This is a genomic window from Streptomyces sp. 17_S59 (assembly GCF_056930295.1).
Genome location: NZ_JBXOWD010000001.1, coordinates 1,964,699 through 1,989,654, shown reverse-complemented (window position 1 = coordinate 1,989,654; position 24,956 = coordinate 1,964,699). Strand labels below are relative to the sequence as shown.

Annotated in this window: 24 protein-coding genes and 1 tRNA gene; 15 read left to right on the top strand and 10 right to left on the bottom strand. The window is 70.1% G+C overall.

All coding sequences use genetic code 11. From position 1 onward, the window contains the following. Positions 1 to 331: 331 nt before the first annotated feature. From AC1Z4A_RS08770 to AC1Z4A_RS08745, 6 genes are all read left to right on the top strand, one after another. Positions 332 to 754 carry a DUF3052 domain-containing protein gene (locus AC1Z4A_RS08770; RefSeq protein ID WP_483677306.1) on the top strand — a complete coding sequence of 141 codons (423 nt, stop codon included), beginning with the start codon at positions 332 to 334 and terminating at the stop codon, positions 752 to 754. Between the two features lie 329 nt (positions 755 to 1,083). Beyond that, entirely contained in the window at positions 1,084 to 1,542 is a 459-nt protein-coding gene (locus AC1Z4A_RS08765) for a peroxiredoxin (RefSeq protein ID WP_483677305.1), read from the top strand. Between the two features lie 177 nt (positions 1,543 to 1,719). Further along, positions 1,720 to 2,295 (top strand): TerD family protein, encoded by a 576-nt coding sequence (locus AC1Z4A_RS08760; protein WP_483677304.1) that lies wholly within the window; start codon positions 1,720 to 1,722, stop codon positions 2,293 to 2,295. Between the two features lie 129 nt (positions 2,296 to 2,424). Next, complete coding sequence (locus AC1Z4A_RS08755; protein WP_483677303.1) at positions 2,425 to 3,000, top strand: TerD family protein; 576 nt, start codon at positions 2,425 to 2,427, stop codon at positions 2,998 to 3,000. A gap of 48 nt (positions 3,001 to 3,048) precedes the next feature. Continuing rightward, positions 3,049 to 4,200 (top strand): DUF475 domain-containing protein, encoded by a 1,152-nt coding sequence (locus AC1Z4A_RS08750; protein WP_483677302.1) that lies wholly within the window; start codon positions 3,049 to 3,051, stop codon positions 4,198 to 4,200. Between the two features lie 98 nt (positions 4,201 to 4,298). Beyond that, positions 4,299 to 5,045 carry a TerD family protein gene (locus AC1Z4A_RS08745; protein ID WP_483677301.1) on the top strand — a complete coding sequence of 249 codons (747 nt, stop codon included), beginning with the start codon at positions 4,299 to 4,301 and terminating at the stop codon, positions 5,043 to 5,045. A gap of 316 nt (positions 5,046 to 5,361) precedes the next feature. Here AC1Z4A_RS08745 and AC1Z4A_RS08740 read toward each other — a convergent pair whose 3' ends face one another. Continuing rightward, entirely contained in the window at positions 5,362 to 6,282 is a 921-nt protein-coding gene (locus AC1Z4A_RS08740) for a TerD family protein (RefSeq protein WP_483677300.1), read from the bottom strand. A 209-nt stretch (positions 6,283 to 6,491) separates the two neighbouring features. Between AC1Z4A_RS08740 and AC1Z4A_RS08735 the strand changes: the two genes are divergently transcribed. The 4 genes from AC1Z4A_RS08735 to AC1Z4A_RS08720 all read left to right on the top strand — a co-directional run bounded on the left by AC1Z4A_RS08735 (position 6,492) and on the right by AC1Z4A_RS08720 (position 11,817). Further along, a complete protein-coding gene (locus AC1Z4A_RS08735) occupies positions 6,492 to 7,673 on the top strand; it encodes an HpcH/HpaI aldolase/citrate lyase family protein (RefSeq protein ID WP_483677299.1) in 1,182 nt (393 codons plus the stop codon). Next, entirely contained in the window at positions 7,670 to 10,222 is a 2,553-nt protein-coding gene (locus AC1Z4A_RS08730; RefSeq protein ID WP_483677298.1) for a phosphoribosyltransferase, read from the top strand. Before AC1Z4A_RS08735 ends, AC1Z4A_RS08730 begins: the two co-directional genes overlap by 4 nt. Then, the gene (locus tag AC1Z4A_RS08725) at positions 10,219 to 11,043 is read left to right on the top strand and encodes an HAD family hydrolase (RefSeq protein ID WP_483677297.1); all 825 of its coding nucleotides are present in this window, start codon (positions 10,219 to 10,221) and stop codon (positions 11,041 to 11,043) included. Before AC1Z4A_RS08730 ends, AC1Z4A_RS08725 begins: the two co-directional genes overlap by 4 nt. Positions 11,044 to 11,151: 108 nt before the next feature. After that, positions 11,152 to 11,817 (top strand): O-methyltransferase, encoded by a 666-nt coding sequence (locus AC1Z4A_RS08720; RefSeq protein ID WP_483677296.1) that lies wholly within the window; start codon positions 11,152 to 11,154, stop codon positions 11,815 to 11,817. A gap of 18 nt (positions 11,818 to 11,835) precedes the next feature. On the opposite strand, the gene AC1Z4A_RS08715 is transcribed toward AC1Z4A_RS08720, so the two are convergent. The 3 genes from AC1Z4A_RS08715 to AC1Z4A_RS08705 all read right to left on the bottom strand — a co-directional run bounded on the left by AC1Z4A_RS08715 (position 11,836) and on the right by AC1Z4A_RS08705 (position 14,315). Then, positions 11,836 to 12,054 (bottom strand): FmdB family zinc ribbon protein, encoded by a 219-nt coding sequence (locus tag AC1Z4A_RS08715; protein ID WP_483677295.1) that lies wholly within the window; start codon positions 12,052 to 12,054, stop codon positions 11,836 to 11,838. Positions 12,055 to 12,087: 33 nt separating this feature from the next. Next, positions 12,088 to 13,446: a hypothetical protein gene (locus AC1Z4A_RS08710; protein WP_483677294.1), complete on the bottom strand. Its 1,359-nt coding sequence runs from the start codon at positions 13,444 to 13,446 to the stop codon at positions 12,088 to 12,090. 101 nt (positions 13,447 to 13,547) lie between these two features. Further along, positions 13,548 to 14,315, bottom strand: coding sequence for a DUF4097 family beta strand repeat-containing protein (locus AC1Z4A_RS08705; protein ID WP_483677293.1), 768 nt, complete (start codon positions 14,313 to 14,315; stop codon positions 13,548 to 13,550). 253 nt (positions 14,316 to 14,568) lie between these two features. Here AC1Z4A_RS08705 and AC1Z4A_RS08700 point away from each other — a divergent pair. Then, positions 14,569 to 14,643 (top strand) — tRNA-Val (locus AC1Z4A_RS08700). A gap of 135 nt (positions 14,644 to 14,778) precedes the next feature. On the opposite strand, the gene AC1Z4A_RS08695 is transcribed toward AC1Z4A_RS08700, so the two are convergent. Both AC1Z4A_RS08695 and AC1Z4A_RS08690 read right to left on the bottom strand, forming a co-directional pair. After that, complete coding sequence (locus AC1Z4A_RS08695; RefSeq protein ID WP_483677292.1) at positions 14,779 to 15,630, bottom strand: nuclease-related domain-containing protein; 852 nt, start codon at positions 15,628 to 15,630, stop codon at positions 14,779 to 14,781. Between the two features lie 124 nt (positions 15,631 to 15,754). Continuing rightward, a complete protein-coding gene (locus tag AC1Z4A_RS08690; RefSeq protein WP_483677291.1) occupies positions 15,755 to 16,279 on the bottom strand; it encodes a hypothetical protein in 525 nt (174 codons plus the stop codon). A 210-nt stretch (positions 16,280 to 16,489) separates the two neighbouring features. Between AC1Z4A_RS08690 and AC1Z4A_RS08685 the strand changes: the two genes are divergently transcribed. From AC1Z4A_RS08685 to AC1Z4A_RS08675, 3 genes are all read left to right on the top strand, one after another. Next, the gene (locus AC1Z4A_RS08685; protein WP_483677289.1) at positions 16,490 to 17,614 is read left to right on the top strand and encodes an NsdA family TPR-like regulatory protein; all 1,125 of its coding nucleotides are present in this window, start codon (positions 16,490 to 16,492) and stop codon (positions 17,612 to 17,614) included. A 35-nt stretch (positions 17,615 to 17,649) separates the two neighbouring features. Further along, positions 17,650 to 18,090 (top strand): 2'-5' RNA ligase family protein, encoded by a 441-nt coding sequence (locus AC1Z4A_RS08680; protein ID WP_483677288.1) that lies wholly within the window; start codon positions 17,650 to 17,652, stop codon positions 18,088 to 18,090. A 138-nt stretch (positions 18,091 to 18,228) separates the two neighbouring features. Beyond that, positions 18,229 to 19,521: a hypothetical protein gene (locus tag AC1Z4A_RS08675; RefSeq protein WP_483677287.1), complete on the top strand. Its 1,293-nt coding sequence runs from the start codon at positions 18,229 to 18,231 to the stop codon at positions 19,519 to 19,521. Positions 19,522 to 20,506: 985 nt separating this feature from the next. On the opposite strand, the gene AC1Z4A_RS08670 is transcribed toward AC1Z4A_RS08675, so the two are convergent. Further along, positions 20,507 to 21,478, bottom strand: coding sequence for a LysR family transcriptional regulator (locus AC1Z4A_RS08670; protein WP_483677286.1), 972 nt, complete (start codon positions 21,476 to 21,478; stop codon positions 20,507 to 20,509). Between the two features lie 267 nt (positions 21,479 to 21,745). Here AC1Z4A_RS08670 and snpA point away from each other — a divergent pair, with 267 nt between their 5' ends. Further along, positions 21,746 to 22,411 carry a snapalysin gene (snpA, locus tag AC1Z4A_RS08665; protein WP_483677285.1) on the top strand — a complete coding sequence of 222 codons (666 nt, stop codon included), beginning with the start codon at positions 21,746 to 21,748 and terminating at the stop codon, positions 22,409 to 22,411. A gap of 91 nt (positions 22,412 to 22,502) precedes the next feature. On the opposite strand, the gene AC1Z4A_RS08660 is transcribed toward snpA, so the two are convergent. From AC1Z4A_RS08660 to AC1Z4A_RS08650, 3 genes are all read right to left on the bottom strand, one after another. After that, positions 22,503 to 23,156, bottom strand: coding sequence for a DedA family protein (locus AC1Z4A_RS08660; protein WP_483677284.1), 654 nt, complete (start codon positions 23,154 to 23,156; stop codon positions 22,503 to 22,505). 279 nt (positions 23,157 to 23,435) lie between these two features. Then, a complete protein-coding gene (locus AC1Z4A_RS08655) occupies positions 23,436 to 23,921 on the bottom strand; it encodes a DoxX family protein (RefSeq protein WP_483677283.1) in 486 nt (161 codons plus the stop codon). A gap of 165 nt (positions 23,922 to 24,086) precedes the next feature. Next, positions 24,087 to 24,728 (bottom strand): HNH endonuclease family protein, encoded by a 642-nt coding sequence (locus tag AC1Z4A_RS08650; protein WP_483677282.1) that lies wholly within the window; start codon positions 24,726 to 24,728, stop codon positions 24,087 to 24,089. Between the last annotated feature and the right edge of the window lie 228 nt (positions 24,729 to 24,956).

The following is a 24,956-nucleotide window of genomic DNA, read 5'->3' as shown; positions in this document are numbered from 1 at the left end:
CCCATGAGACGAATCGTCCAGGGTCGGTCGCCTGCGGCGGCCAAATCGCAACCATACGCCCCCTATGAGGGAGGCCCGCGTACGGCCGTTCGGGTCCGAGGGGCGTCATCGCAAGGAGTAACTTCATAAACTCGGCAAAATGCTGTGCTGTGAATCACGCGCCGCTCCTGCCTCATGGTGGGAGATGCCCGGAGACCGCCGCACTCGTCACCGTTTCGGCGGGCTCGGCGGCCGGGTACTTGCGCGATCCGCCCGGCACGTGTGGACTACGCCCATCGCTTCGCGTATGCGCGGAGCGGAGTATCTTTCGGAAAATGACAGGAGGAAATCTGTGAGCGCGACCGCGGACCACGCGGAGGAGCGGACCAACCCGGCTGCACGCCTGGGGTTCGAGCCGGGACAGGTGGTCCAGGAGATCGGTTACGACGACGACGTCGATCACGATCTCCGTGAAGGTATCGAGTCCGTCGTCGGCCAGGAGCTCGTCGACGAGGACTACGACGACGTGGCTGACGTCGTCCTGCTGTGGTTCCGGGATGAGGATGGCGACCTCACGGACGCGCTGGTGGATGCCATCGGCTGCCTCGAGGACGGCGGCATGATCTGGCTGCTGACCCCCAAGACCGGCCGCGACGGCTACATCGAGCCGAGCGACATCCAGGACGCCGCGCAGACCGCGGGGCTCTCCCAGACCAAGAGCATCAGCGTCGGCAAGGACTGGTCCGGCACCAAGATGGCCTCCCCCAAGCGGTAGGTCTGTCGGAGGGCGGCCGCGCCGCCGCCCCCGCGTCCCCTCGACGTGTGCCCAGGGCGTGTCCGACGGGCCGGCACAGGCCCCGTGCCTCCCCCGGCCGCCGCTGGGGGTGCCCCAGGAGGTGCCCCGGCGCCGGATGCCGCGGGGCCCTCACCGACCCGTCGGACACGCCCTTGCGCCCCCGCCGCCCCGCGGCCGGGGGCGCAAGGCGTTTTCCGCCACGGGCGCGCCCGCGGCGGCCCGCCGGAGGGTGCCCGCCGCGGGGCGGCCGCGCCGGCAGTGACACACTGGTCCCGCCGACAGGCTCCGTCACCAGAAAGGTGTTACCCATGGCGATCGCCGTAGGCGACAAGGCGCCCGACTTCGCGCTGAAGAACCAGCACGGTGAGACCGTCCGCCTCTCCGACTTCCGGGGCGAGAAGAACGTCGTGTTGCTCTTCTACCCCTTCGCCTTCACCGGCGTCTGCACCGGCGAGCTGTGCGCCCTGCGCGACGAGCTGCCGAAGTTCGCCAACGACGACGTGCAGCTGCTGGCCGTCTCCAACGACTCGCCGTTCTCGCTGCGCGTCTTCGCCGAGCAGGAGGGCCTCGAGTACCCGCTGCTGTCCGACTTCTGGCCGCACGGCGACGCCAGCCGCGCCTACGGCGTCTTCGACGAGGAGAAGGGCTGCGCCCTGCGTGGCACCTTCGTCATCGACAAGGACGGTGTCGTCCGCTGGACGATCGTCAACGGGCTGCCCGACGCGCGTGACCTGAACGAGTACACGAAGGCCCTCGCCGCGCTCTGAGTGACTCCCGGGGCGCCTGGGGCAACCCCCGGCGCCCTGCCCGGCGTCCTTCGCCGCAAGAGCCTGTAATCGGTGGGAACCGGTCACTAGCATCAAACCGTTGATCGGATGCCATCGCACAACCCGGGGGCACGGGCCGCCATCGTCCGCCCGGCCCCTCGAACCTATGGAGGACTCGTGGGAGTCAGTCTCAGCAAGGGCGGCAACGTCTCGCTGACCAAGGCGGCCCCGAACCTGACCGCGGTTGTCGTCGGTCTCGGCTGGGACGCCCGTACCACCACCGGCACGGACTTCGACCTCGACGCCAGCGCGCTGCTGACGAACGACCAGGGCAAGGTCGCCAACGACCAGAACTTCGTCTTCTTCAACAACCTGAAGAGCCCCGACGGCTCCGTCGAGCACCAGGGCGACAACCTCACCGGTGAGGGCGAGGGCGACGACGAGGTCATCAAGGTCAACCTGGCCGGCGTCCCCGCGGACGTGCAGAAGATCGTGTTCCCGGTCTCCATCTACGAGGCCGAGACCCGCCAGCAGAGCTTCGGCCAGGTCCGCAACGCCTACATCCGTGTGGTCAACCAGGCGGACAACACCGAGCTGGCCCGCTACGACCTGAGCGAGGACGCCTCGACCGAGACCGCCATGGTCTTCGGCGAGCTGTACCGCAACGGCGCCGAGTGGAAGTTCCGCGCCATCGGCCAGGGCTACGCCTCCGGCCTGCGCGGCATCGCCCAGGACTTCGGCGTCAACGTCTGACGTCAACGTCCGACGGCCGATACCACCGCGTCCGGCGCCGCACACCCTGCCAGGGAGTGCGGCGCCGGACGTGCACCGCGCAACGACCTGCACCGCGCAACAACGTCATCTCGGGGAGGAACCAAGATCATGGGCGTAACGCTCGCCAAGGGGGGCAATGTCTCCCTCTCCAAGGCCGCACCGAACCTCACCAACGTCACCGTCGGCCTCGGCTGGGACGCGCGCTCCACCACCGGGGCCCCCTTCGACCTCGACGCCAGCGCGCTGCTGTGCGCCTCGGGCCGGGTGCTGGGGGACGAGTACTTCGTCTTCTACAACAACCTCAAGAGCCCCGAGGGCTCCGTCGAGCACACGGGCGACAACCTCACCGGTGAGGGCGAGGGCGACGACGAGTCCATCCTGGTGGACCTCACCAAGGTGCCGGCCGCCTGCGACAAGATCGTCTTCCCGGTCTCCATCCACGAGGCCGATGTGCGCGGCCAGAGCTTCGGGCAGGTCAGCAACGCCTATATCCGGGTCGTCAACCAGGCCGACGGCAGTGAACTGGCCCGCTACGACCTCAGCGAGGACGCCGCCGGCGAGACCGCGATGATCTTCGGCGAGGTCTACCGGTACAGCGGCGAGTGGAAGTTCCGGGCCGTGGGCCAGGGGTACGCGTCCGGGCTGCGCGGCATCGCCCTAGACTTCGGGGTCAACGTTTCGTAAAGCCGCGTTCGCGCGGAGGGACCCGAACAGCGAAGGATTGGGTAGCCAGTGCTCCTGAAAACCTTTGGATGGTCGTTCGCCGTCACGGCGGCCGGACTGGCCTTGGCCGGACTTCTCTGGGGGTGGCAGGGGCTGGCGATTGTCGCGATCCTGTCCGTCCTCGAGATCTCGCTCTCGTTCGACAACGCGGTCATCAACGCCGGAATCCTCCGGAAGATGAACCCGTTCTGGCAGAAGATGTTCCTGACCGTGGGCATCCTCATCGCCGTCTTCGGCATGAGGCTCGTCTTCCCGGTCGTCATCGTGGCCATCACGGCCAAGCTGGGGCCGATCGAGGCGGTCAGAGTCGCGATCAACGACCACGACCGGTACGAGCAGCTGGTGACCAGCGCCCATCCGGCCATCGCCGCCTTCGGCGGGATGTTCCTGCTCATGATCTTCCTGGACTTCATCTTCGAGGACCGGGACATCAAGTGGCTGGAGTGGCTGGAGAAGCCGCTGGCCAGGCTGGGCAAGCTGGAGACCCTCTCCACCGTCGTCGCGCTCGTCGTGCTGCTCGTCGCCGCGACCACCGTCGCCACGGGCGTCCCGGTGCACGGCGGCGAGGGCACGGTCGACAAGGCCGCGACGGTGCTGCTGGCGGGCATCGGCGGTCTGATCACGTACCTGATCGTCGGCGGCATCTCCGACTTCTTCGAGGACCGCCTGGAGTCCGAGGAGGACGAGGACGACGCCGCCGACGGGGCGCAGGGTGCCGCGCCCGCCAAGAAGGGCGGCCCGTCGATCGCCGCGGTGGCCGGCAAGGCCGCGTTCTTCATGTTCCTCTACCTGGAGGTCATCGACGCCTCCTTCTCCTTCGACGGTGTCATCGGCGCCTTCGCCATCACCAACGACATCTTCGAGATCGCGCTGGGTCTGGGCATCGGCGCGATGTACATCCGCTCGCTCACGGTCTTCCTGGTCCGCAAGGGCACCCTGGACGACTACGTGTACCTGGAGCACGGCGCGCACTACGCCATCGGCGCGCTGGCCGTGATCCTGCTGATCACCATCAAGTACGAAGTCAGCGAGGTCGTCACGGGCCTGATCGGCGTCGTGCTGATCGGCCTGTCCTTCCTCTCCTCGGTGGTGCGCAACCGCCGTGAGGCGGGCTCGGACGATGGCTCGGGAACGAGGGCCGAGGTCTCCTCCGGAGTGTGACTCCGGCACATTTGAGGAACGCTCTGTTCGGGGCGGTCGCGAGGATCATCCTCACGACCGCCCCGCTGCGTTTCTGCTCATCCGGTGGGGGTTCGGCAATGAATCTGTGGGACAAGCTCTTCGGCAATCTGGGAGGCGCTGCCGCACGTCAATTCGACAGCATCGGCACGGCCAGCGGTGCGGTCGAACTGACCAAGCGCCATCCGACGTTCTCGCTGACCAAGCAGGGTGCGGTCACGGGCAACCTGCGGGTCAACCTGTCCTGGCGGATGCGGACCTCCGACTTCGCCGACAAGCCCCCCCGCGGCTCGGGGGTGCGGCACCCCTTCCGCAAGTTCACCCCCGAGGTGGTCCAGGCGCAGGGACCGGCCATGGTCAACGTGGACCTCGACCTCGCCTGTATGTACGAGCTGGCGGACGGGTCCAAGGGCGTAGTGCAGCCACTCGGCAACATACTGGGCAGCATCAACTCGCCGCCGTATGTTCAGCTCAGCGGTGACGACCGCTTCGGGTCGGGGTCGGGCGAGACGATCTACATCAACATGGACCACCGCGACCAGTTCCGGCGCCTGCTGATCTTCGTCTATATCTATGACGGCACCCCGGCGTTCGACCGTACGCACGCCATGGTGACGCTCTACCCGGGCAACGGCCCCCGCCTGGAGGTCCCCCTCCACGAGCGCGCCCCGGAGGCGCGGTCCTGCGCGGTGCTGATGATCGAGAACAAGGGGGGCGACATCGTGGTGCGGCGCGAGATGCGGTACGTGTACGGCTTCCAGTCGGAGCTGGACCGGCTCTATGGGTGGGGGCTGCAGTGGGGGCGGGGGTACAAGTCGAAGGTGTGAGGGTTGTTTTCCCCGATCCCGCCCTTTCCCGAACTGGGGCTGCGCCCCAGACCCCGGGGCCCTCGCGCTGCGAGCGGGGCCAGCAGCCGGGGTGGTTGCTGCCCGGTAGGCCGGCTTGTGCCCACCCTCCCCCATTGCCTGAACGGCATGGGGGCACCCCCATCGCCTGGGGGCACCTCCCAGCGGTAGCTGGGGGAGGAACGATTGCCCACAAACTGGGCGGCGTCCAATTCAGCCCCTCCGGCGTTTGAGGAGCGGGGGTCTGGGGGCGGAGCCCCCAGTTTCGGGAAGGGGCGGGATCGGGGAAAGGAAACCCCTACCGCCCCGGCTGGAACTGGGGCCCCTGCGGCGGCAGCCGGAAGGACGGGTCCGGGACCGGGCGCTGCGGGGGGTAGCCGTACGCCGGCTGCGGCGCATGATGCGACTGGTGCTGTGGCGGATACCCGTACGCAGGCTGCGAAGCCGGCGCCGGCGAATGATGCGGATAGCCATAAGCCGGCTGCGGCGGAATCGCGGGCGGCTGCGCAGGCGGCGGCGGATACCCGGGCCCGGGCGCAGGCGGCGCCGGAGATGCCGCAGGCACAGAGGCAGGCGCAGACGCAGACGCAGGCACAGACGCAGGCACGGGCTCCGGCGCCGACTCCGCCCCGTCCGCCCCGTCGCCCTCGTCCACCGAGATGCCGAACTCCGTCGCCAGCCCCACCAGCCCCGACGCATACCCCTGCCCGAGCGCACGGAACTTCCAGCCGTCCCCGCGCCGGTACAGCTCTCCGCAGAGCATCGCGGTCTCGTCGCCCGTCTCGGGCTGCACGTCGAAGCGTGCGACGGGCGCGACGTCGGTCACGGTCGCACCCGCGGTCGCGCCCGCGCCACCCCGCTCCACGTCGTACAGCAGCACGCACAGGTCCTTGACGAGCCCGAACGGCCCGCCGTCCGCGGACGCGGCCAGCACCACGCGGGCCACGGACGCATCGAGGGCCGACAGCTCGGTCTCCACCGAATCGGTCATGCCCTCGACCAGCCGCTTCTTGGGCAGGTGGCGGACCAGGCCGGAGGGGTGCCGCGGCTGGTTGTAGAAGACGAAGTCCTCGTCGGAGCGCACGCGGCCGCCGTCGCCCAGCAGCAGGGCGGAGACATCCACGTCGGGGATGCCCGGGCCTGGGGTCCAGCGCAGTACGGCCCGTACGGTGCGGGCCTCCAGCGGGATGTTCGACCCCTTGAGCATGGCGTGCGTCATGTCCGCAATCCTGCCTTCCCGTGCGGGCGCCGGACAACGCAGGGGTGGCCGGCCGCCTACCGGTTACCGGATCCATCGGCGCCGGTCATGGGTTTTTCACTACCTTGGGGAACTCTTGACCCGCTCCCGGACGTACCATAATCGGCCACGCTTCCGTGCCGGGCCGACCGGAGGGGAAGGCGTCCAGGGTGCGGCAATCGGGGAGAACAATGAGGCATTTCGGACACCTTGCGCCTGCGGTGCGCAGTGGGCTGTTCCACCGGGAGCCGGGCGAGTTCGACGCCGGCTCCCCCGCTCGTACGCTCGCCGTCGCCCTCGGAGCCACCCTCTACAGCCCCGCCACGCGCCCCACCCTCGCCGAGGACATACGCAAGCAGGCGCGGCGCGGGGTCGTCTCCATGGTCCTGTGCCTGGAGGACTCCATCGCCGACGCCGAGGTGGCGGGCGCGGAGGAGAACCTCCTCCGGCAGTTCGCCGAGCTGGCCGCGGGTCCCGGGGATCCCGAGGGCTCCGGCGGGCTGCCGCTGCTGTTCGTCCGGGTCCGCGAGCCCGAGCAGATCGGCAGTCTGGTGCGGAGACTCGGCCCGGCCGGCCGGCTGCTGACCGGATTCGTCCTGCCCAAGTTCACCGAGGACCGCGGACTTCCGTTCCTGGAGGCCCTGACCGAGGCCGAAGCCTTCGGCGGGCAGAGGCTTTTCGCAATGCCCGTCCTGGAATCCCCCGAACTGCTCCATCTGGAGACCCGCACCGAGACCCTGGCCGGCATAGCCCGCACCGTCGAGAAGTACCGCGACCGCGTGCTCGCCCTGCGCCTCGGCGTCACCGACTTCTGCTCCGCGTACGGGCTGCGCCGGGCGCCCGACATGACCGCCTACGACGTCCAGCTCGTCGCCTCCGTCATCGCCGACGTCGTCAATGTGCTGGGGCGCGCGGACGGCAGCGGCTTCACGGTCAGCGGCCCCGTCTGGGAGTACTTCCCGCAGCCCGAGCGGATGTTCAAGCCGCAGCTGCGCCGCAGCCCCTTCGCCGGCCCGGCGGAGGCGCTGCGCACCGCCCTGATCGAGCACGACATGGACGGCCTCCTCCGCGAGATCCAGCTCGACCGCGCCAACGGCCTCCAGGGCAAGACCTGCATCCACCCCTCGCACGTCGCACCCGTGCACGCCCTCTCGGTCGTCAGCCACGAGGAGTTCAGCGATGCACAGGACATCCTCCGGCCGGAGCGGGGCGGTGGTGGAGTACTGCGCTCCGCCTATACGAACAAGATGAACGAAGTGAAGCCGCACCGCGCCTGGGCCGAGCGGACCATGCTGCGCGCCGAGGTGTTCGGCGTGGCGCGGGAGGATGTCAGCTTCGTGGAACTGCTGGCGGCGGGGTTGCAGAGCGCATGAGGAGTGACGGAGTGGGCGGGGCGGACGGGTCTGTCTGGTCGGGGCAGTGGGTCGCGGACCGGCTGGGTGTGCGCCTGGAGGGGGACGCCCGGCTGCCGGGGCTGCTGGGCCTGGCCCTGCGGCGCAACCCCAAGCGGGCACATCTGCTCGTGTCGAACGTCCTGGGCAAGCACGTGCCCCAGCGTCCCTCGGCGGTGTACGAGGCCGGGGCGGGCCTCGGCCGCCGGGTGCGGGCGCTGCTGGGCGAGGAGGCCGCCGCGCGCGCCGTGGTGCTCGGCTATGCCGAGACCGCGACGGGGCTGGGCCACGCGGTGGCGGACGGCGTCGGCCTCGCCCCGTACCTGCACTCGACGCGGCGGGCGGTGGCGGGCGTCGCGCCCGTCGGCGGCTTCGAGGAGGAGCACAGCCACGCCACGTCGCACCTGCTGCTGCCGGAGGATCCCCGCCTCTTCGCGGGCGACGGCCCGCTCGTGCTCGTCGACGACGAGTTCTCGACGGGGCGTACGGTCCTGAACACGATTGCGGCGCTGCATGCGCGGTTTCCGCGGGGGCGGTATGTGGTGGTTGCGCTCGTCGACATGCGGGGCGTGGAGGACCGCGCGCGGTTGCGGGAGTTCGCTGCGGAACTGGGCGCCCGTATCGACCTGGTCGCGCTGGCGACGGGGACGGTGGGGTTGCCGGAGGGGGTGCTGGAGCGGGGGCGGGAGCTGGTGGCGGAGTACGAGTCGGTGGGGGCCGGGGCCGGGGCCGGTTCGGCACCGCCGGGTGCCGCCGCGGTGGCTGATCGCCGTTGCGGCGGAGGGAGTTTCCCCAGTCCCGCCCCTTCCCGAAACCGGGGCTCCGCCCCGGACCCCGCGGCGACCCGTATCGACCTCGCCTGGCCCCCCGCCCTCCCCGACGGCGCCCGCCACGGCTTCACCCCCGCCCACCGGGCGCAGCTCGAAGCCGCCCTGCCGGGCATGGCAGCCCGCATCCGCGAAGCCGTCCCGCAGGGAGCCGAGCGCGTACTCGTCCTCGGCAACGAGGAGTTGATGTACGCCCCGCTGCGGCTCGCCCACGCCCTCGAGCCCGCCTTCGCGGACGTGCGCTTCTCCACGACCACCCGGTCGCCCGTCCTCGCGGTCGACGACCCCGGCTACGCGATCCGCACCCGCCTCGCCTTCCCCGCGCACGACGCGCCCGGTGACGGCCCCGGCGAGCGCTACGCCTACAACGTCGCCGACGGTGGCTTCGACGCGATCGTCGCGGTCGTCGACTCCGTCGGCGACACCCCCGAACTGCACGCCCCCGGCGGCCTCCTGGACCGGCTGTCGGCGCACACCGCGCACCTGCTGCTCGCCGTCATCCCCTCGTACGTACCCGACGCACCCGATCGACAGGCTTCCCCCATGCTGCCCGAACCGCTCCGCGGCCCCGCCTTCTCCTCGTACGACGCCGACGACGTCGGCTGGCTGCTCCAGGACCTCTCCGGCGTGCGGCTCGAGGCGCCCACCGAGGAGCGCGAGGAGGCGATCCAGAGCGGCGGGGCGCACTACGCGGAGTCGCTGCCCGTCGAGTACCAGCCCAGCGAGCGCTACCAGGCGCTCTACCGCGCCGCCCTCGACGCCTCCGCGACCCGCATCGCCCGTGCGGTCGGCACCGTCACCGAGGCGGTGCTGGCGGAGCGGTCGCCCCGGCCGGTGCTGGTCTCGCTGGCCCGCGCCGGGACGCCCGTCGGGGTGCTGATGCGCCGCTGGGCCCGGCACGCGCACGGCCTGGACCTGCCGCACTACGCCGTCTCCATCGTGCGCGGCCGCGGCCTCGACCCCAACGCCCTGCGCTGGCTGGCCGCCCACCACGACCCGGCCGACGTCGTCTTCGTCGACGGCTGGACGGGCAAGGGCGCGATCACCCGCGAACTGGCCGAGGCCGTAAGCGCCCATGGAAAAAATTCAAGGGGCGCGGGCTTCGACGCACGCCTGGCCGTCCTCGCCGACCCCGGCCACTGCGTGGAGACGTACGGCACGCGCGACGACTTCCTCATCCCCTCCGCGTGCCTCAACTCGACCGTGTCCGGCCTGATATCCCGCACGGTGCTGCGCGCCGACCTCGTGGGGCCGCAGGACTTCCACGGCGCCAAGTTCTACCGCGAGCTGGCCGGGGCCGACGTCTCGCGGTCGTTCCTGGAGTCCGTCGCGGCCCGCTTCGCCGCCGCCGAGGACGACGTCGCCGCGGACGTCAAGGAGCTGCTGGCCGCCGACCGCACCCCCACCTGGGTAGGCTGGGCGGCCGTCGAGCGCATCAGCGAGGAGTACGGCATCGACGACGTCAACCTCGTCAAGCCGGGCGTCGGCGAGACCACCCGCGTCCTGCTGCGCCGGGTGCCGTGGAAGATCCTGGCGAAGCGCGGGGCCGGCGCGGACCTGGACCACGTGCGCCTGCTCGCCGAGCAGCGCGGCGTACCGGTCGAGGAGGTGGACGGCCTGCCGTACAGCTGCGTCGGGCTGATCCACCCCCACTACACGCGCGGCGCCACGGGCGCCGACGGCAAGGCGGTGGCCGCGCAGTGACCGCCGCCCCCGTGCTGGTCGCCAGCGACCTCGACCGCACCCTGATCTACTCCACCGCCGCCCTGGCCCTGTCCGTCCCGGACGCGCAGGCGCCGCGCCTGCTGTGCGTGGAGACGTACGAGCAGAAGCCGCTCTCCTACATGACCGAGGCGGCGGCCGCCGGGCTGGCCGAACTGTCCCGCACGGTCACGTTCGTGCCCACCACCACCCGTACCCCCGAGCAGTACGCCCGGGTCCGGCTGCCGGGCCCCTCCCCTGAGTTCGCGATCTGCGCCAACGGCGGGGAGCTGCTCGTGGGCGGCGAGCCGGACCCGGAGTGGCGGGCGCTGGTGCGGCGCAGGCTGGCCGCCGAGTGCGCCCCGCTGGCCGAGGTCGACGAGCGCCTGACGCGCACGGTCGACCCCTCGTGGCTGCTCAAGCGGCGGACCGCGGCGGACCTCTTCGCCTATCTCGTCGTGGACCGCCCGCGGCTGCCCGAGACATGGGTGAAGGACCTGACGGCCTGGGCCGGGGAGCGGGGCTGGACGGTCTCGGTGCAGGGCCGCAAGGTCTACGCGGTGCCGCAGCCGCTCACCAAGAGCGCGGCCGCGGCGGAGGTGGCCCGGCGCACGGGCGCGGCCCGGATGCTGGCCGCCGGCGACTCGCTGCTGGACGCCGACCTGCTGCTGGCCGCCGACCGCGCCTGGCGGCCGGGCCACGGCGAGCTGGCCGACGTGGGCTGGAGCGCGCCGCACGTGACCGCGCTGGCGAGCCGGGGTGTGGCGGCGGGGGAGGAGATCGTGGGCGCATTCGCAGCGGCGGCGGCGCGGGGCGGGGCGTAGGCTCGCTGTCGAATCAACTGAATCAACTGAATCGACTCGACTGAATCAACTCCGTTGACTCGTGCCGACTTCGACGAGCGACTTCAGCGACTTCGACGAGGAGACCACGTGCCCCAGATCAAGAGCGCTCCGCTCACCGCAAGCCTCTACGCGTACGTGCTCGCCAACAACCCGCCCCTCGACCCCGTGCAGCGCGGCCTGGTCGACTCCACCCACGCCCTCTTCCCGGACCGTTCGGTCATGCAGGTGGCAGAGGAACAGGTGGCGCTGCTGGGCTTCCTGGTCCGGCTCACCGGCGCCCGGCAGGTGGTGGAGGTCGGCACCTTCACCGGGCTGTCGGCCCTGGCCATGGCCAGGGCGCTGCCCGCCGGCGGCAGACTGATCGCCCTGGACATCTCGGAGGAGTGGACGGCCCACGCCCGCCGGGCCTGGGCCGAGGCCGGCGTGGCGGACCGGATCGACCTGCGCATCGCCCCCGCCCTGGACTCGCTGCGCGCCCTGCCGGCCGAACCGCACATCGACTTCGCGTTCCTCGACGCGAACAAGGACGGCTACATCGACTACTGGGAGGAGCTGGTGCCGCGGCTGCGCCCGGGCGGCCTGATCGCGGTCGACAACGTCCTCTTCAGCGGCCAGGCCGCGGATCCGGCGGTGGTGAGCGGTACGGGGGCGTACGTCCGGAAGTTCAACGAGCACGTGCTCGCGGACGACCGGATGGAGTCCGTGATGCTCACGGTGGCGGACGGCCTGACGCTGGCCCGCCGGGTGGGCTGACTCAGCCGGTGGGCTGACTCAGCCGCAGCAGCCGCCCCCGCAGCACCCCCCGCCACCTCCGGCGGGCGCGGGGGCGGTCGCCGCACCCGCGGTGCCGGTGACGGCGACGGTCGAGAGCAGCTTGACGGTGTCGGTGTGACCCGCGGGGCAGGTGGCGGGCGCGGAGGACTCGGCCATGGGCCGGTTCAACTCGAAGGTGCTGCCACAGGGCTTGCAGCGGTACTCGTAACGGGGCATGGGGGCAGGATAGCCAGGGCCACCGGACACCCCCTAGCCCCGGCCCGCACCCCCACGCTCCTCCCGGATCTCCCGCACCACCCGCGCCGCGGTCTCCCGCACCGCCTCCGTCTCCCGCAGGAAATGCCACCAGTCCGGATGCCGCCCCTCCAGCCCCGAGACCGCCCGCTCCAGCCGCCCCACCGCCTCGTCCAGCGGCCCCGCATGCCGCGGATCCGGCGTGCTGCGCCCCGTCATCGCCAGCCGCTGGGCGTCGCGGATCGCGAAGCGGGTGCGCTCGACCTCTCCCTGGTGGTCGAAGGACACCTCGTCCAGCCGCCGCAGCCGCTCCCCGGCCGCGGACACCGCCTCGTCGGTCGTGCTCAGCAACGCCCGCACCGTCGCGAGCAGCGCCGTGGCGTCCGGCCAGCGCTGCTCGTCGCGGGCCGCACGGGCCTCCCGCAGCTTCTCCTCCGCCTGCGCGACCGCCCGCTCCGCCTCCTCCGGCACCCGCTGGAGGTCCTGCCAGCAGGCCGCGCTGTAGCGGCGGCGCAGCTCGCTGAGGACGGGGGCGACGCTCGCCGCGCGCGTGGTCAGGGCCTCCGCGCGGGTGCGCAGCGAGACCAGCCGCTTGTCGATCTCCGCCGCCCGCTGCGGCAGCTGCTCCGCATCGCTGCGGATCGCCTCGGCCTCCCGCAGCACGCGGTCGGCGCGGTCGACGGTCTGCTGCACGCCGTGCTGCCCGGCGCCCTGGTTGAGCTTGGTCAGCTCGGGGGAGAGCGCGGCGAGCCGGGCGGCCAGGTCGTCGGCCCTGAGCCCGGTGGCGCGTGCGGCGTCCAGCGCCTCACCGGCCGCGCGCAGCCCCTGCCGGGCGCGCTCCACGGCGGGCGCGAGCTGGGTCAGCTGGTGCTCGGCGCGGGTCAGCAGCGAGGCCAGGCTCTGGTCGAACCGGTCCAGGTCGGCCTTGGCGCGGACCAGCTCGTCCTTGGCCCGGGTCAGCTCGGTGCGGGCGCGGGCGGCGGCCGCGGCGTCCAGGTCGTCACGGTCGAGGTCGTGGGCGTCGACGGCCGCGATGTAGGCGCCGGAGACCTCGTCTATGCGCCGGCCGAAGGCCTCGAAGTCGGCGGACGCCTTGCGCGCGGCGGGGGAGGAGTCGACGGCGGTGATCGTCTCGATGGAGATCCGCAGTTCGCGCTGGGCGGTGTCCAGTTCGTAGAACGCGGCGGCGGCCGCGTCCTTGGCCGCCTGGGCGTCCGCCCGCTGGCCCTCCGCACGGAACCGGCCCCAGCGCCGCGTGCTGCCGCCCGAGAAGGCGGCCGGCGCGGCGGCGGCCAGCAGGGGCAGCGGCAGCAGGACGAGCGCAAGGGTCTCCCGGACCGCAGCCGTCACCGTACGTGCGAAGGTCCCCGTCACTTGCCGTCTCCCGATGGATCGCCCCAGGTCCGGGTGACATTCTCCCATCCACCGGGGGCGAACTCATCAGGGCGGTCGGCCGGGCACGTCAGCCGGGCGGCTCAGTCGGCGGTGCGGATGTCGATGCTGCCGTTGCTGCTGCGCGCGGAGACCGAGTGCCCGGCGGCGTCGTCGCGGGGGACGCCCACCTTGACCTGGCCGTTGCCGGTGCTGGTGTCGACCTTGTAGCCGGCGCGGGGCAGCAGGACGGTGGTGGCGCCGTTGTCGGTGTGGGTGTCGACCTGCTCCGGCACTCGTACGAAGCCCAGCTTGATCTGGCCGTTCAAGGTGGTGGCCGACACCTTCGGGGAGCCGAGGCCCTGGGCGTCGATCCGCCCGTTGGAGGTCTTGATCTCCACGGGCCCGCCGGCATCCCGGACCTCGATGCTCCCATTACTCCCGTTGATCTTCAGCGGGGCCGAGAAGCCGTGGGCCTTGATGGAGCCGTTGTCGTCCTTGACCTTGACGGCGATCCCGCGCGGCACCTCGATCCTGTGCTTGGCCTCGCAGTCCACGCTGATCCCGCTGCACTTCAGCCGCAGCTTGAGGGTGCCGTCGTCGAGCATCTCCCACGTCGCCTTGGCCGACCCGCCCACGGACCACCCGTCGAACCACCGGGTGACCTTCACGTCCTTGCCGTCGCCGCTGCCCTGCACCAGCTCGATGGCGGAGTTGTCCGAGTCCACGGTCAGCTCCTGCCCCTTGACCGAGAAGGCCCGGTCCTCGGGCGTGGCATCGTCCGCGTTGGCCGTGCCGCACCCCGTGAGCACGGCTCCGGCAACGAGCGCTCCGCCGACGAGGGCGGACAGACGGACGGCACGGCGTGCCATGGAGACCTCCGGGTAAGGGTGGGGCAGGTACGTTGTCGATCTTAGGAACGGACGTACGGGCGGGGGATCCCACGGGCTACCGAATCGGGGGTGGGGATAACCCCCGGCTCACCCGGGTACTGGGTACACCCCAGCCCGTGGTCCCCAGTCCGGTCCTCGGCCCCCGGCCGCCCTCGGTCCTGGCCCCAGGCCCCCGGCGAATGCGGGTTTGCCGGGACCCGGTGGAGGCCATGTAGGCTATCGCTTCGTATGCGGGCGCATAGCTCAGCGGTAGAGCGCTGCTCTTACAAAGCAGATGTCGGCGGTTCAAATCCGTCTGTGCCCACCAGAGCAGAGGCCCCCAGTCGATCACGACTGGGGGCCTCTGACATCCGCCGGTGACATCAACGGCGTCGGCGACCGAGCACCGGCCCAGGTGGGCGACCGTCTCCCGCATCAGCTCGCCGGGCACGTTGCCCTGCCGTCAGGCGTCCGACCAGGCACCTCGGTGGCGGGCAATCGAGTACAGGGTGTCGACTTCCTCCGGGGAGAGCCTTCCCGACACCGGTCCGAGGGCAGCGATGTCCCGTTGTCGCCATACCCGTACGTCGGTGAGGGTGGAAGCCTTGGTCACATCCGAGACTCCGACGAAGACGAGGACGGGCTGGACCTGAACTGCCGTTCCGCTGTAAATCTCGAGCACGCGCTGTACTCGCCGTGCCTCGGCCCGGACCTTGCGTGTGTACGGCTGCGGCGGACCGTGGTTGACCTTGGCCGAGTCATTGCCGACCCAGACACTCTTCCCGGGGTGGTTCTTGGTGTTGATGCTGAAGACCCCGCCCGGGCCTATCAGGAGGTGGTCTATGTCCACCGAGTTCGGCGGCAAAGGGATCGAGTGCAAGATGCGCCAGCCACGGCCGGACAAGCGTTCAAGCTCACTCCCCACCCGCCGCTCGCCCACCAGCCCCAGGCGCCAGGTATCCCACCCGGAGTCGCGACGCAGCAGCCAAGAGAGGAGCCGCTCGAAGCGGTTGGGCCCTTCGTTTGCGAGCTTCTCCCTCAGTGACTCTCCTGGGCGGTTGCGGGCCAGATCAAGGTCCGGCGTGAGAGGCGGCAACGAAGGTCGCTGAGGCTGCTCAACCTTTGGAACGGCCCCGTTCGGGTGCGCCCTGTACGGAGCGAGAGCCCTGAGCGCAGCAGACTCGTACTCCTCTCGAAGAATCTTGATCTCACCGGTCCTTCGATCAAGCCACGCCACGACCACGTCATCTGGCAGTACGGCATAAAGGCGATCTCGCCCGGGTTGGTTCCCCTCCACGATCCTGAGATCGTCCACACGAGCCCCCCAACTTCGTGCCATCCCCATCCATATGGCACCAGCCAGGACTCATGACCACAAGACGGCGTGACCGGTCGGAGGGCGCTGGGCGGGGAGGCCGAGTCGAGCGGCACGAGTTCGCTCACGTGGAACCTGTGCCGTGCCCAATGCACTGGGGCGGTCGCCTCTGGAGGAGAGCGCGAACCTCGTCGGCACTTGCGAGCATCGCATCCTCGTGGGGGGGGGGTGACAGAAGCCAGTAGGCTCCCGGACAATCGCGACGGCCCGGATGCGGCGCGCCGAGGTAGTCGTGATTCCTCTTCCCGCCGATGGCCCTCGTGCCGGGCTCATCCCAGTTCTTGGCGGAGCCCGGCCGCACGAGCACCTTGTAGACGTCTTGGCGCCGAGGGACGACCACTCCGGCAGTAATGCCGGCCGCCCTGAAGGCGGCCTCGATCGCAGGGCCGTCCTTGATGCCGTGGATGCTGGATTCCAGCAGGCGAGCGGGAATCTCGATCACGTCGAATCGCTGGCCGATGGGGATGCCGGGAACCCGTCCATCGGCCCACGCCTCGTGTACTTGCCATGGGGAGACGACACGGGACACGAGCCACCGCGCGGCCGGGTTGTTCTGCGTCGGGTACTCGTGGTTCACGGTGTAAGTCATTGCTGCTTCTCCGGAAGGTGGGGGCGTTCGGTCGGCCGGGGCTCACGTGGGGGCTCCGGATGGCAGGTGCAGGCGCAAGGCAGTGGCTCGGTGGAGGCGGTGCGGGGAGGCGCCACCACGAGGCGGATCGGTGTGGCACCGGGACACGCGGGGTGCTGACCGGTACGGCATTGCTCCGTCATGTGAGGGCGAGCCGGTCGGCGTACTGACATGGGGACGGCCTCGGCTTGGCCGGTACCCGGCCGTGCTCTTCCCTGTCCGTGTTCCGCATCGCCTGGGTGCGGTTCGACCAAGCTGGATCGGCGAGACACGATGTACGCCCTTCGGATTCGTGCGCTCTTGTCTCGGTTGACCGGTCACAGCTGTTGCGTGGCGTGGACGGCCGAGGCCACGAACGTCGGCGACATCGCCATCGAGCAGCTCATGGCGGACGCCCGCGCCCTCTCCGAGGACTACCTGACCCGGGACCCGGCATACGTCTTCGTCCAGACCCGCAGACTCCGCGACCGCACCTTCACCCTCCTCGAAGGCCGGCAGCACCCCCGGCAGACCAGCGACCTCTATGTGGTGGCCGGGTACGTCTGCACCCTGCTCGCCTGGATGTCCAGCGACTTGGGCCAACTCCGTGATGCCGAGGCCCACGGCCGTACCGCGTGGCTGTGCGCCGAGCTGGCAGGTCACGCGGGGCTGAGCGCCTGGGTGCTCTCCACCCGATCGAAGATCGCTTTCTGGGATGGGCGGCTGCGCGACGCCATCAACTACGCGCGACGCGGCAGCGCATGCCGAGCACGCGGCACCGTGGCCGTGCTCCTGGCGTCGCAGGAGGCGGACGCATGGGCGGGACTCGGCGCTGCCGACGAGGATCGCGCAGCACTGGCCCGCGCCGCCGATGCCCGTGATCACCTTGGAGGCGACGACGAGATCGGCGGGCTGTTCTCCTGCCCGGAAGTCCGCCGGGCCAATTACGCCGCTGCCGTCCTCATGCGGTCCGGCGACGCCAACGGCGCACTGAGAGAGGCCGATCACGCGCTGCGGAGCCATCCGGCCCGCTCCTACGGCACCAGCGCTCAGATCCACATTGCACGCGCCTCTGCATGTCTGCTGCTCGACTCGCCCGATGGCGCAGCCGACGCGGTCGCTCCTGTGTTGGCTCTCGCGCCTGTACACCGGCTCGAACCGGTCACGTGCCGCATGCGCGAGCTGGCGACCACAGTCGCCCGGTCCCGCTGCTCCGCAGCGCGACCGGCCGTACGCCTCCAGGAAGAGATCGACAGCTGGTGCATGACGACGGCACCGCGGCTTCTCGCCCTCTCGCCAGGCGGCAGCTCGGACTGATTGGATGGTCGGCCATGAGTGCTCAACCATCGACCATGGCCAACCACTGGTGGTGGAGGCCAGGTTGGCGATCAGGGCGACGGTTCTACACCTGGCATTTCACCTTTCAGGATGCCGCAGAGGTGCATCGGCTCGCCGAGGCCTACCGGCAGGGCCTGGCCGAGGTGCCGGGGCTCGACCTGGTACCGGACCTGTGGCTGCACCTGACGATGCAGGGCTTGGGCTTCGTGGACGAGGTTCCGGAGAAGGACGTGCGAGCCATCGTCGAAGCGGCAGCCGTACGTCTGCGCGCGGTGCCCGCGTTCCAGCTGGTTCTTGACCGACCTGAGATCACGCCCGAGGCGATCCGGTGGGAGGCTGCGCCGAACCAGCCGCCGGTCGACGTCCGGGCGGCGATCCGCGTCGAATTGATTGTGCTGAACCGCGATCACCAGATGTACGAATGGGAGACCTTCGCAAGAGTGCCGCTCGGCTGACTGCACGCCACGCCGCTGTTCTCAACAAGCTATAGGTAAGGGCTCTCGCGCGTTGTGGGCGGCTGGGCGCAGATGGAGTACTTGCTCAATGCCTCGGCTGTCCAGCGCATAGATAGTGGTCTCGTGAAACTACCTCATATGCCTAAGACTGCCTGGTCATCGCTCGTCACTCGGCGTCGGTTCATTGAAGCGCTTGTGATGGCTCTTGGTTTGCTGATCAACGGCATCCTGCTCAGCATGCTGGGGGCGGAAGCCCTGGACGGGGCGCTGACCTATGCCGGGAGGCTCGGCGGCTTCCTTGCGATGGTCGCCGGTCTGGTGACGATCGTCGCAGCAGTGGCTGCTATCGACTATGGGGGGAAGCGGGCCAACAAGGCCTCGGGGCCGGTGCTCCTCATCGGTGCTCTCACTATGCTGACCGTCAACCTGATGCTGCTGGTAGTGCAGGCGCTGGGAGGCGAGATCACGCTCTATGTGATCGCGTGGTGCAGTTTGACCGCCTGGTCCGTCTGGGCGCTGTGGACGCTGCTGCATCGCGAGAAGGTGTGGAGAGATATTCATGCTCCACGAACGTTTGCGGTGGGAGTCCTGGTGACTGGGCTGATCGCTGTAGGGAACTTCGCATATGCGCAGGTCTATGCTCCTTACTCATCCCCGGTGCTCCTCACTCTTACCGCAGAATTCGAAAAGCCCATCGCAAACCCGGTGACCGGCGGAACGTCACTGCCACTGCGTCTAACAGTGAAGAACACCGGGAAGGTCGGCGGCTACATCGTCCAGAATCTCTATTCAGTCAGCGGCCTGACCGAGTCGGAAAGCCCGCTCTCGGAAGGCCGTGACTGGCTCAGCCACGTCGGTCAGGGGTATACCGAAGTGCGGAACGGATTCGAGATCAGCGGTGCCACCTTGGTCGAGAGCGGTAATTTCACAGAGCCTGGGGGGTGGCTCGATCCGGGGGATTCTCAAACCGACGAGCGGATCATCGAAATTCCAAAAAATGCACCGTACCGGATGGTGAAAGCCGATGCGCAAATTGTCCTGCTCAGGAAGGACAGAGTGAAGCTCGATTCTCCCGGGCAGGCGGTGGTGTCTTGGGACGAAAAACTCCAGCATGTGAGCGATGCGCCTAGTTGGGTGGCTGACAAGGGCGCAGACTTTGTTCAGCAGACCACCAATCTGCATGAGGGGAACGCCCTGATCGAGGCCGTAAGAAATTCGAAACACATCACCACCTGGTGGGTACTGCAGCGGCCGACGTCCGAAAACCCGCAAAACGTTCCCTACCTGCAGAGCACCATCGCCTCATCGCAGAGCGAAGAGAACACGCCGCGAACCGAGAGTCAGCTGAGCACCCTCCTTGCCCGGTACGGCTTGTCTGTAGTCACAAGCGGCACGGCAGAAATTCCGGTAGGGGAGCTGACGTCTCGGTGAGTGAGAGCATGTGGCAGCCCTCCGGTTGCCGAGGCGAGGCCGGCCGGGAGCGGTGCTGCCCGGTCCAGCGGGCGCTCACACAACCGTGTTGCTTTTCCGGCTAGTTCGCCCCACCAGAAGCCAGGTGTCCTACCGTGTGCCCCACGCACAGCAGCCGGGGCCAGGGGGACACCGTGAGCACGCCGCAACCGTTACAGAGGCCGCCGCGCCCGGATGAAGTCCTCGCCTTCCACAACGGCGACACCCTCAAGGACATCCCCGTCATCCGTGACGCTCCACCTCAGCGCTTCCCCTGGAAAGCCGCCATGTCTGCGGGAGCCGTCGCGATCGTCATCGGTGCTTGCGCAGCCGTGCTCCTGCGCCAGCCGGCGGGGAACGATCGCGCCGTTGACGCCGAAGCGCAGCCCCAGGCGACGCGCAGCACCACGGGAGCTGAGCGGGCGCAGAGCGCTGTCTCCTCCCCGCCTGCGATGCCGTCTCCCTCGGCAAGCGGGGCTCCGCCATGCCTTCGCGTGACGTACAAGTCGGCCGGCGGGATGGCCGGCTGTGAGTCGCAGACCGATATCTGCACTCCAGGGGCACCCTGGCATGTGGACGACATCGAGGCACTCTGCGGCGGGCCCGCGCCCCTCCAAGCCGTTCACGTCATTTCGGAGCCGGCCACCGGCGGAGATCCCGGTTCCACCTACTGCCTCGCATGGACAGGCAGCAGCGATGGTGTCGGGAAGGACGCCACCCTCCTCATGAACGCACCGAGGTATCAGTGCGGGGCATTTCTGGTCGGTGCGGACGGGCAGGCGGTACAAGCGGACGGCACGTCCGTCTTCTCCGCGGGCCTCCCGGATTGCGCGGAGTTGTACCCGGGCACGAGGATGGCCTACCCGGCTGTACTGGACTTCCCCAACGATGGGGGTGCGCGACCCCCTGAGTACGTTTGCGTTCTGACGAACGCAGGTGCCTGAGCACCGGCCGTCCTCCGCTGCGCTCAGTGGCTCCCCACCGACGGCAGCAGCGGGCTTCCTTTGCGGTCCAGCCAGGCGCGGTAGGTGGCGTTGGCCGCGGCCAGGGCCACGTATGCGGCCATCAAGTCGGCGAACAGCGCGTCCAGTTCCCGCAGTGGCAGCGAGCCCGAGCGGGAGGCCAGGGACAGCTGGGTGGTGAGGGGGTCGCCGTGCAGGGGGCGGATGACCGTGCCCGGGGCCGGGTCGGCCGTGGGCTGGGTGGTGCGGACGGCCTCGCCGGAGGCGACCAGCTCCGCGGCCGTGGTGTTGTCGCGGACGTGCAGCAGGCGGGGGTCGAGCCCGGCGGCGGTGAAGGCCCGGCGCAGGGCCGTGACCTCGTCGTCGGCGGTGGGGTCGACGATCCAGGCGTCCCGGGCCAGGTCGCCGAGGTGGACCACCGGGCGGTCCGCCGCCGGGTGCCGGGCCGGGAGGGAGACGAAGCGCGGCTCGCTCGCGATGAGCACGCGGCGCTCCACGCCGTCCGGGACGGCCAGCGGGAAGCCCGGCGACTCGTGGACGAAGGCCACGTCGAGCTGGTTGGTGGCCAGCAGCTGGAGGAGGGTGTTGGAGGACACCTCTATATGGATCGTCGTATCGGTGTCCGGCAGCCGCTGGTGGATGCGGCGCAGCCAGCCCGTCACGGTGCGGCTGCCGACGCTGCCGATGCGCAGCCGCAGCCCGCCCGCGCCCAGGGCCGCCTCCCGGGCCGCGGAGACCAGGGCGGTCATCTCGGCGATGATGGGCCGGGCGCGGGAGAGCACCGAGTGGCCGAGGGGCGTGGGGCGGCTGCCGGTCTGGCCGCGGGTGAACAGCAGGCCGCCGACGGCCGCTTCGATGCGGCGGAGCTGAGTGGTGAGCGAGGGCTGGGTCATGCCCAGTTGCACCGCGGCCTTCCGCACGCTTCCGGCGTCCGCAATGGCGCAAAGCGCACGGAGGTGCCTGACCTCAAGCTCCATCGGGGAAGGATAACGGCGCCTCGTACGTCACACCAGACACACGCCGGACACATGCCGGGCGCTTGAACGGCGTTGGTGAGGCCTGGCTGGAACCGGGTGGCGCAGGATAGGCGATTGAACGGCGCTATGGCCAACTGGCATCATCCGCACCATTGATATCTCGTCAGAGACTCAAGGGGAACAAGAGTTCACCCGGTGGACCCCTGCCGTCGCGTCCCACCTCGCGGCGGCCGAAGAGGTCCTCGGCATGAATGAGGAGTCCCCCACATGAATCGCTCCACGATGGTGCTGTCGGCTGCCATCGGCCTCGGGCTGGCCGCCACGATGACCGCCGTTCCCGCCTCCGCCGTCACCACGGACCGGCAGGCGTCGCACACCTCGGTCACCACGTCCTCGTACGTGGGCTCGAAGGCCGAGGAGGCCAACAACAAGGCCTTCTTCGAGGCCGTGATGAAGTCCGCGAAGGCCAAGCAGGCCGCGTCGCCCGGGCTGCAGACCGTCACCGTCACCTACGACGCCAGCCAGGCGCCGAGCTTCCAGACGGAGATAGCCAACAGCGCGCGGATCTGGAACAGCTCGGTCCGTAACGTCCAGCTGCGCGCCGGCTCGAACGCCGACTTCAGATACTACGAGGGCGACGACGAGCGCGGCTCGTACGCCTCCACCGACGGTCACGGTCGCGGCTACGTCTTCCTCGACTACCAGCAGAACCAGCAGTACGACTCCACCCGCGTCACTGCGCACGAGACCGGCCACGTGCTCGGCCTCCCGGACCACTACTCCGGCCCGTGCAGCGAGCTGATGTCCGGCGGCGGCCCCGGCCCGTCCTGCACCAACCCGTACCCCAACTCCACCGAGCGTTCCCGGGTGAACCAGCTCTGGGCGAACGGCCTGCGGGCCTTCGACAAGGACGCGTTCACCAAGGCGCACTGAGTGCGGTAGACGCGCGGCGGTAGACGGCCGACGAAAGGGCAACGGCCCGGCTCCCCTTGGGGAACCGGGCCGTTGCCCCATCGGATATGCCTTAGTGGGCCTGCTGCGGCTGCGGCGGTGCCTCCGCCTCCACCGGCCGGCGCATGAGGTACACCGCCCCCGAGCCCGCCAGGAAGAGCGCGAGCACCGAGACCGCCGTGCTCAGCCAGCTGGCGCCCAGCCAGTGCCCGCCGAAGTAGCCGAGGCTCACGCTGTACGCCGCCCAGGTCAGGCCCGCCAGTGCGGACCACGGGAGGAATTCGGTCACCCTGCGGTGCATGACGCCAGCGCCGAGGCTGACCACCGAGCGTCCGGCGGGCGCGAAGCGGGCCAGCACCACGAGGGGGCCGCCGCCGCGCAGCAGGGCCGTGCCCAGCTTGGCCTGGGCCGCGGTGAGCCGGCGGGAGCGGGCGATGGCGCGGTCGAAGCGGTCGCCGCCGCGCCAGGCGAGCCGGTAGGCGACCATGTCGCCCAGCACGGACGCGGTGGCGGCGCACATCACGAGCGCGAACATGTCGGAGAAGCCTGCGTGGCCTTGGGCGGCCTCGCCCACCGCGCCTGCGGCGGAGCCCGCGGCCGCGGTGGCGGCGGTGATCACCAGCACGCCGCTGGGCAGCACGGGCAGGAACACGTCCAGGAGTACGGAAAGGCCGACGATCACGTATATCCACGGGGTGTCGGCCAAGGCCCCCAACTGCTCCAGCACGTCCTGATCTCCCGGTACGGTCCCCCGCCGCGACGTCGCAGGGGAGCGGCAGGGGCGGCCTTCACAACCGTACAGCGTACGCCTGGGGCTGATGGGGAAAGGGCATAGGGTCCGCGATGTTGTTCGAATCACGCCACGGCAGGACCCCGGGCCCGTGGGGCACCGGGGTCTGCCGTTCAAGTGGCGCACAAGTGAGAGCCGGTCAGCTCCTCCGTGCGTTCTTGTGCACTTCCGCTCTGCCGTTCTTCGAAGCTCTTCCGGTTTTCTGCTCGGGCGGCGTCAGCTCTGCTGCTTGCGGCCGATGAAACGATCCAGCGCCAGCGGGCCGGGGCCGGTGAAGACCAGCAGCAGGAGCGCCCAGCAGAACATCGCGGAGGCCTCACCGCCGTTCTGGATCGGCCACAGGGCCACCTTCTGGTGGACGTCGAAGTACGCGTAGGCCATGGACCCCGAGGAGATGAAGGCCGCGCTGCGGCTGCCCAGGCCGAGCAGCACCAGGCCGCCGCCGACAAGCTGGATCGCCGCCGCGTACCACCCCGGCCAGGTGCCCGCCGCGACCGTGCCGCCGTGGCTGCCGGGCGCCCCGCCGAGCACTCCGAAGAGGGAGGCGGCGCCGTGGCAGAGGAAGAGGAGGCCCACGACGATGCGGAACAGGGACAGGACGTACGGGCGGGCCTCGTCCAGGCGCTGGGTGAGCGACGGAGCGGAGCCGCCCGAGGAGGACCGGGCCGAGGTGGGCGCGGCCGCGGTGGGCGTGGGGGACATGGGTCGGGCTCCTCGAGGTAGGGGACGGTACGACGAGGGGTTCAGGTTAGGTGGGCCTTAGAGTACTTGCAAGTTCAAGTTTCTTGATTTCTTGCTTACGACACGAGTTTTTTACGCGGGCCTACCCGGCGGCAGGCCCACCGCCGGGCGGCCCCCCGCCCCGGCTCAGCAGCCGCCGAGGATGCGGGTCAGGGCGTTCTTCTCCGCCGAGTCGGCCGACAGCTTGTACGTGTACTTCACCGCGACCCACATCTCCGCGTACGTGCAGCGGTAGGAGTTCAGCGGCGGCATCCACTTCGCCGGGTCCTTGTCGCCCTTCTCCCGGTTGACGCTGTTGGTGACCGCGACCAGCTGCGGGTGGGTGAGGTCGTTGGCGAACGCCTGGCGCTGCGCGGTGGTCCAGCCGCTGGCGCCCGACCGCCAGGCCTCGGCGAGCGGCACGAGGTGATCGATGTCGATGTCGGAGGCGTCGTTCCAGGTGGCGCCGTCGTACGGGGAGACCCAGGTGCCGGAGACCGCCGCACACCGCTCGTCCTGCTCCACGTCCCGGCCGTCCCGCTTCAGCACGACCTCGCGGGTGTTGCACTGCCCGTACTGGGTGATCCAGTGCGGGAACTTGGCGCGGCTGTAGCCGTTCATCGAGCCCTCGGACTTGACCGTCAGCTGCGCCAGGTAGGTGCGGGCGGTGGCGGCGTCCGGCACGCCGGGCGGTGCCGCGTGGGCCGCCGGGCCGCTGAGTGCGAGGGTGCCGACGAGGGCGGCGAGGCCCGCTCCGACGGCGGTGCGACGCGCGTAGACGCTGAACATGGGAACTCCCTTGGTGGTGGAGGGGTATGGAGTTGCCGTTCGAGAGATTGCGGCCAGGATCGCGGCGGTGGATGGCAGGGGGGTGGTCACCAGGTGACAGGATGGCGACGCGCTCATGTCAAGGCAAGGGTTTCGGCGTGCGTGGCCCGAAGCTGCCGCCGCCGCTTCTCCGCCCCTGTCGCCGACTCCCCGGACCTGTCGCCGCCTCTCCAGCCCTGTTGCTGACAC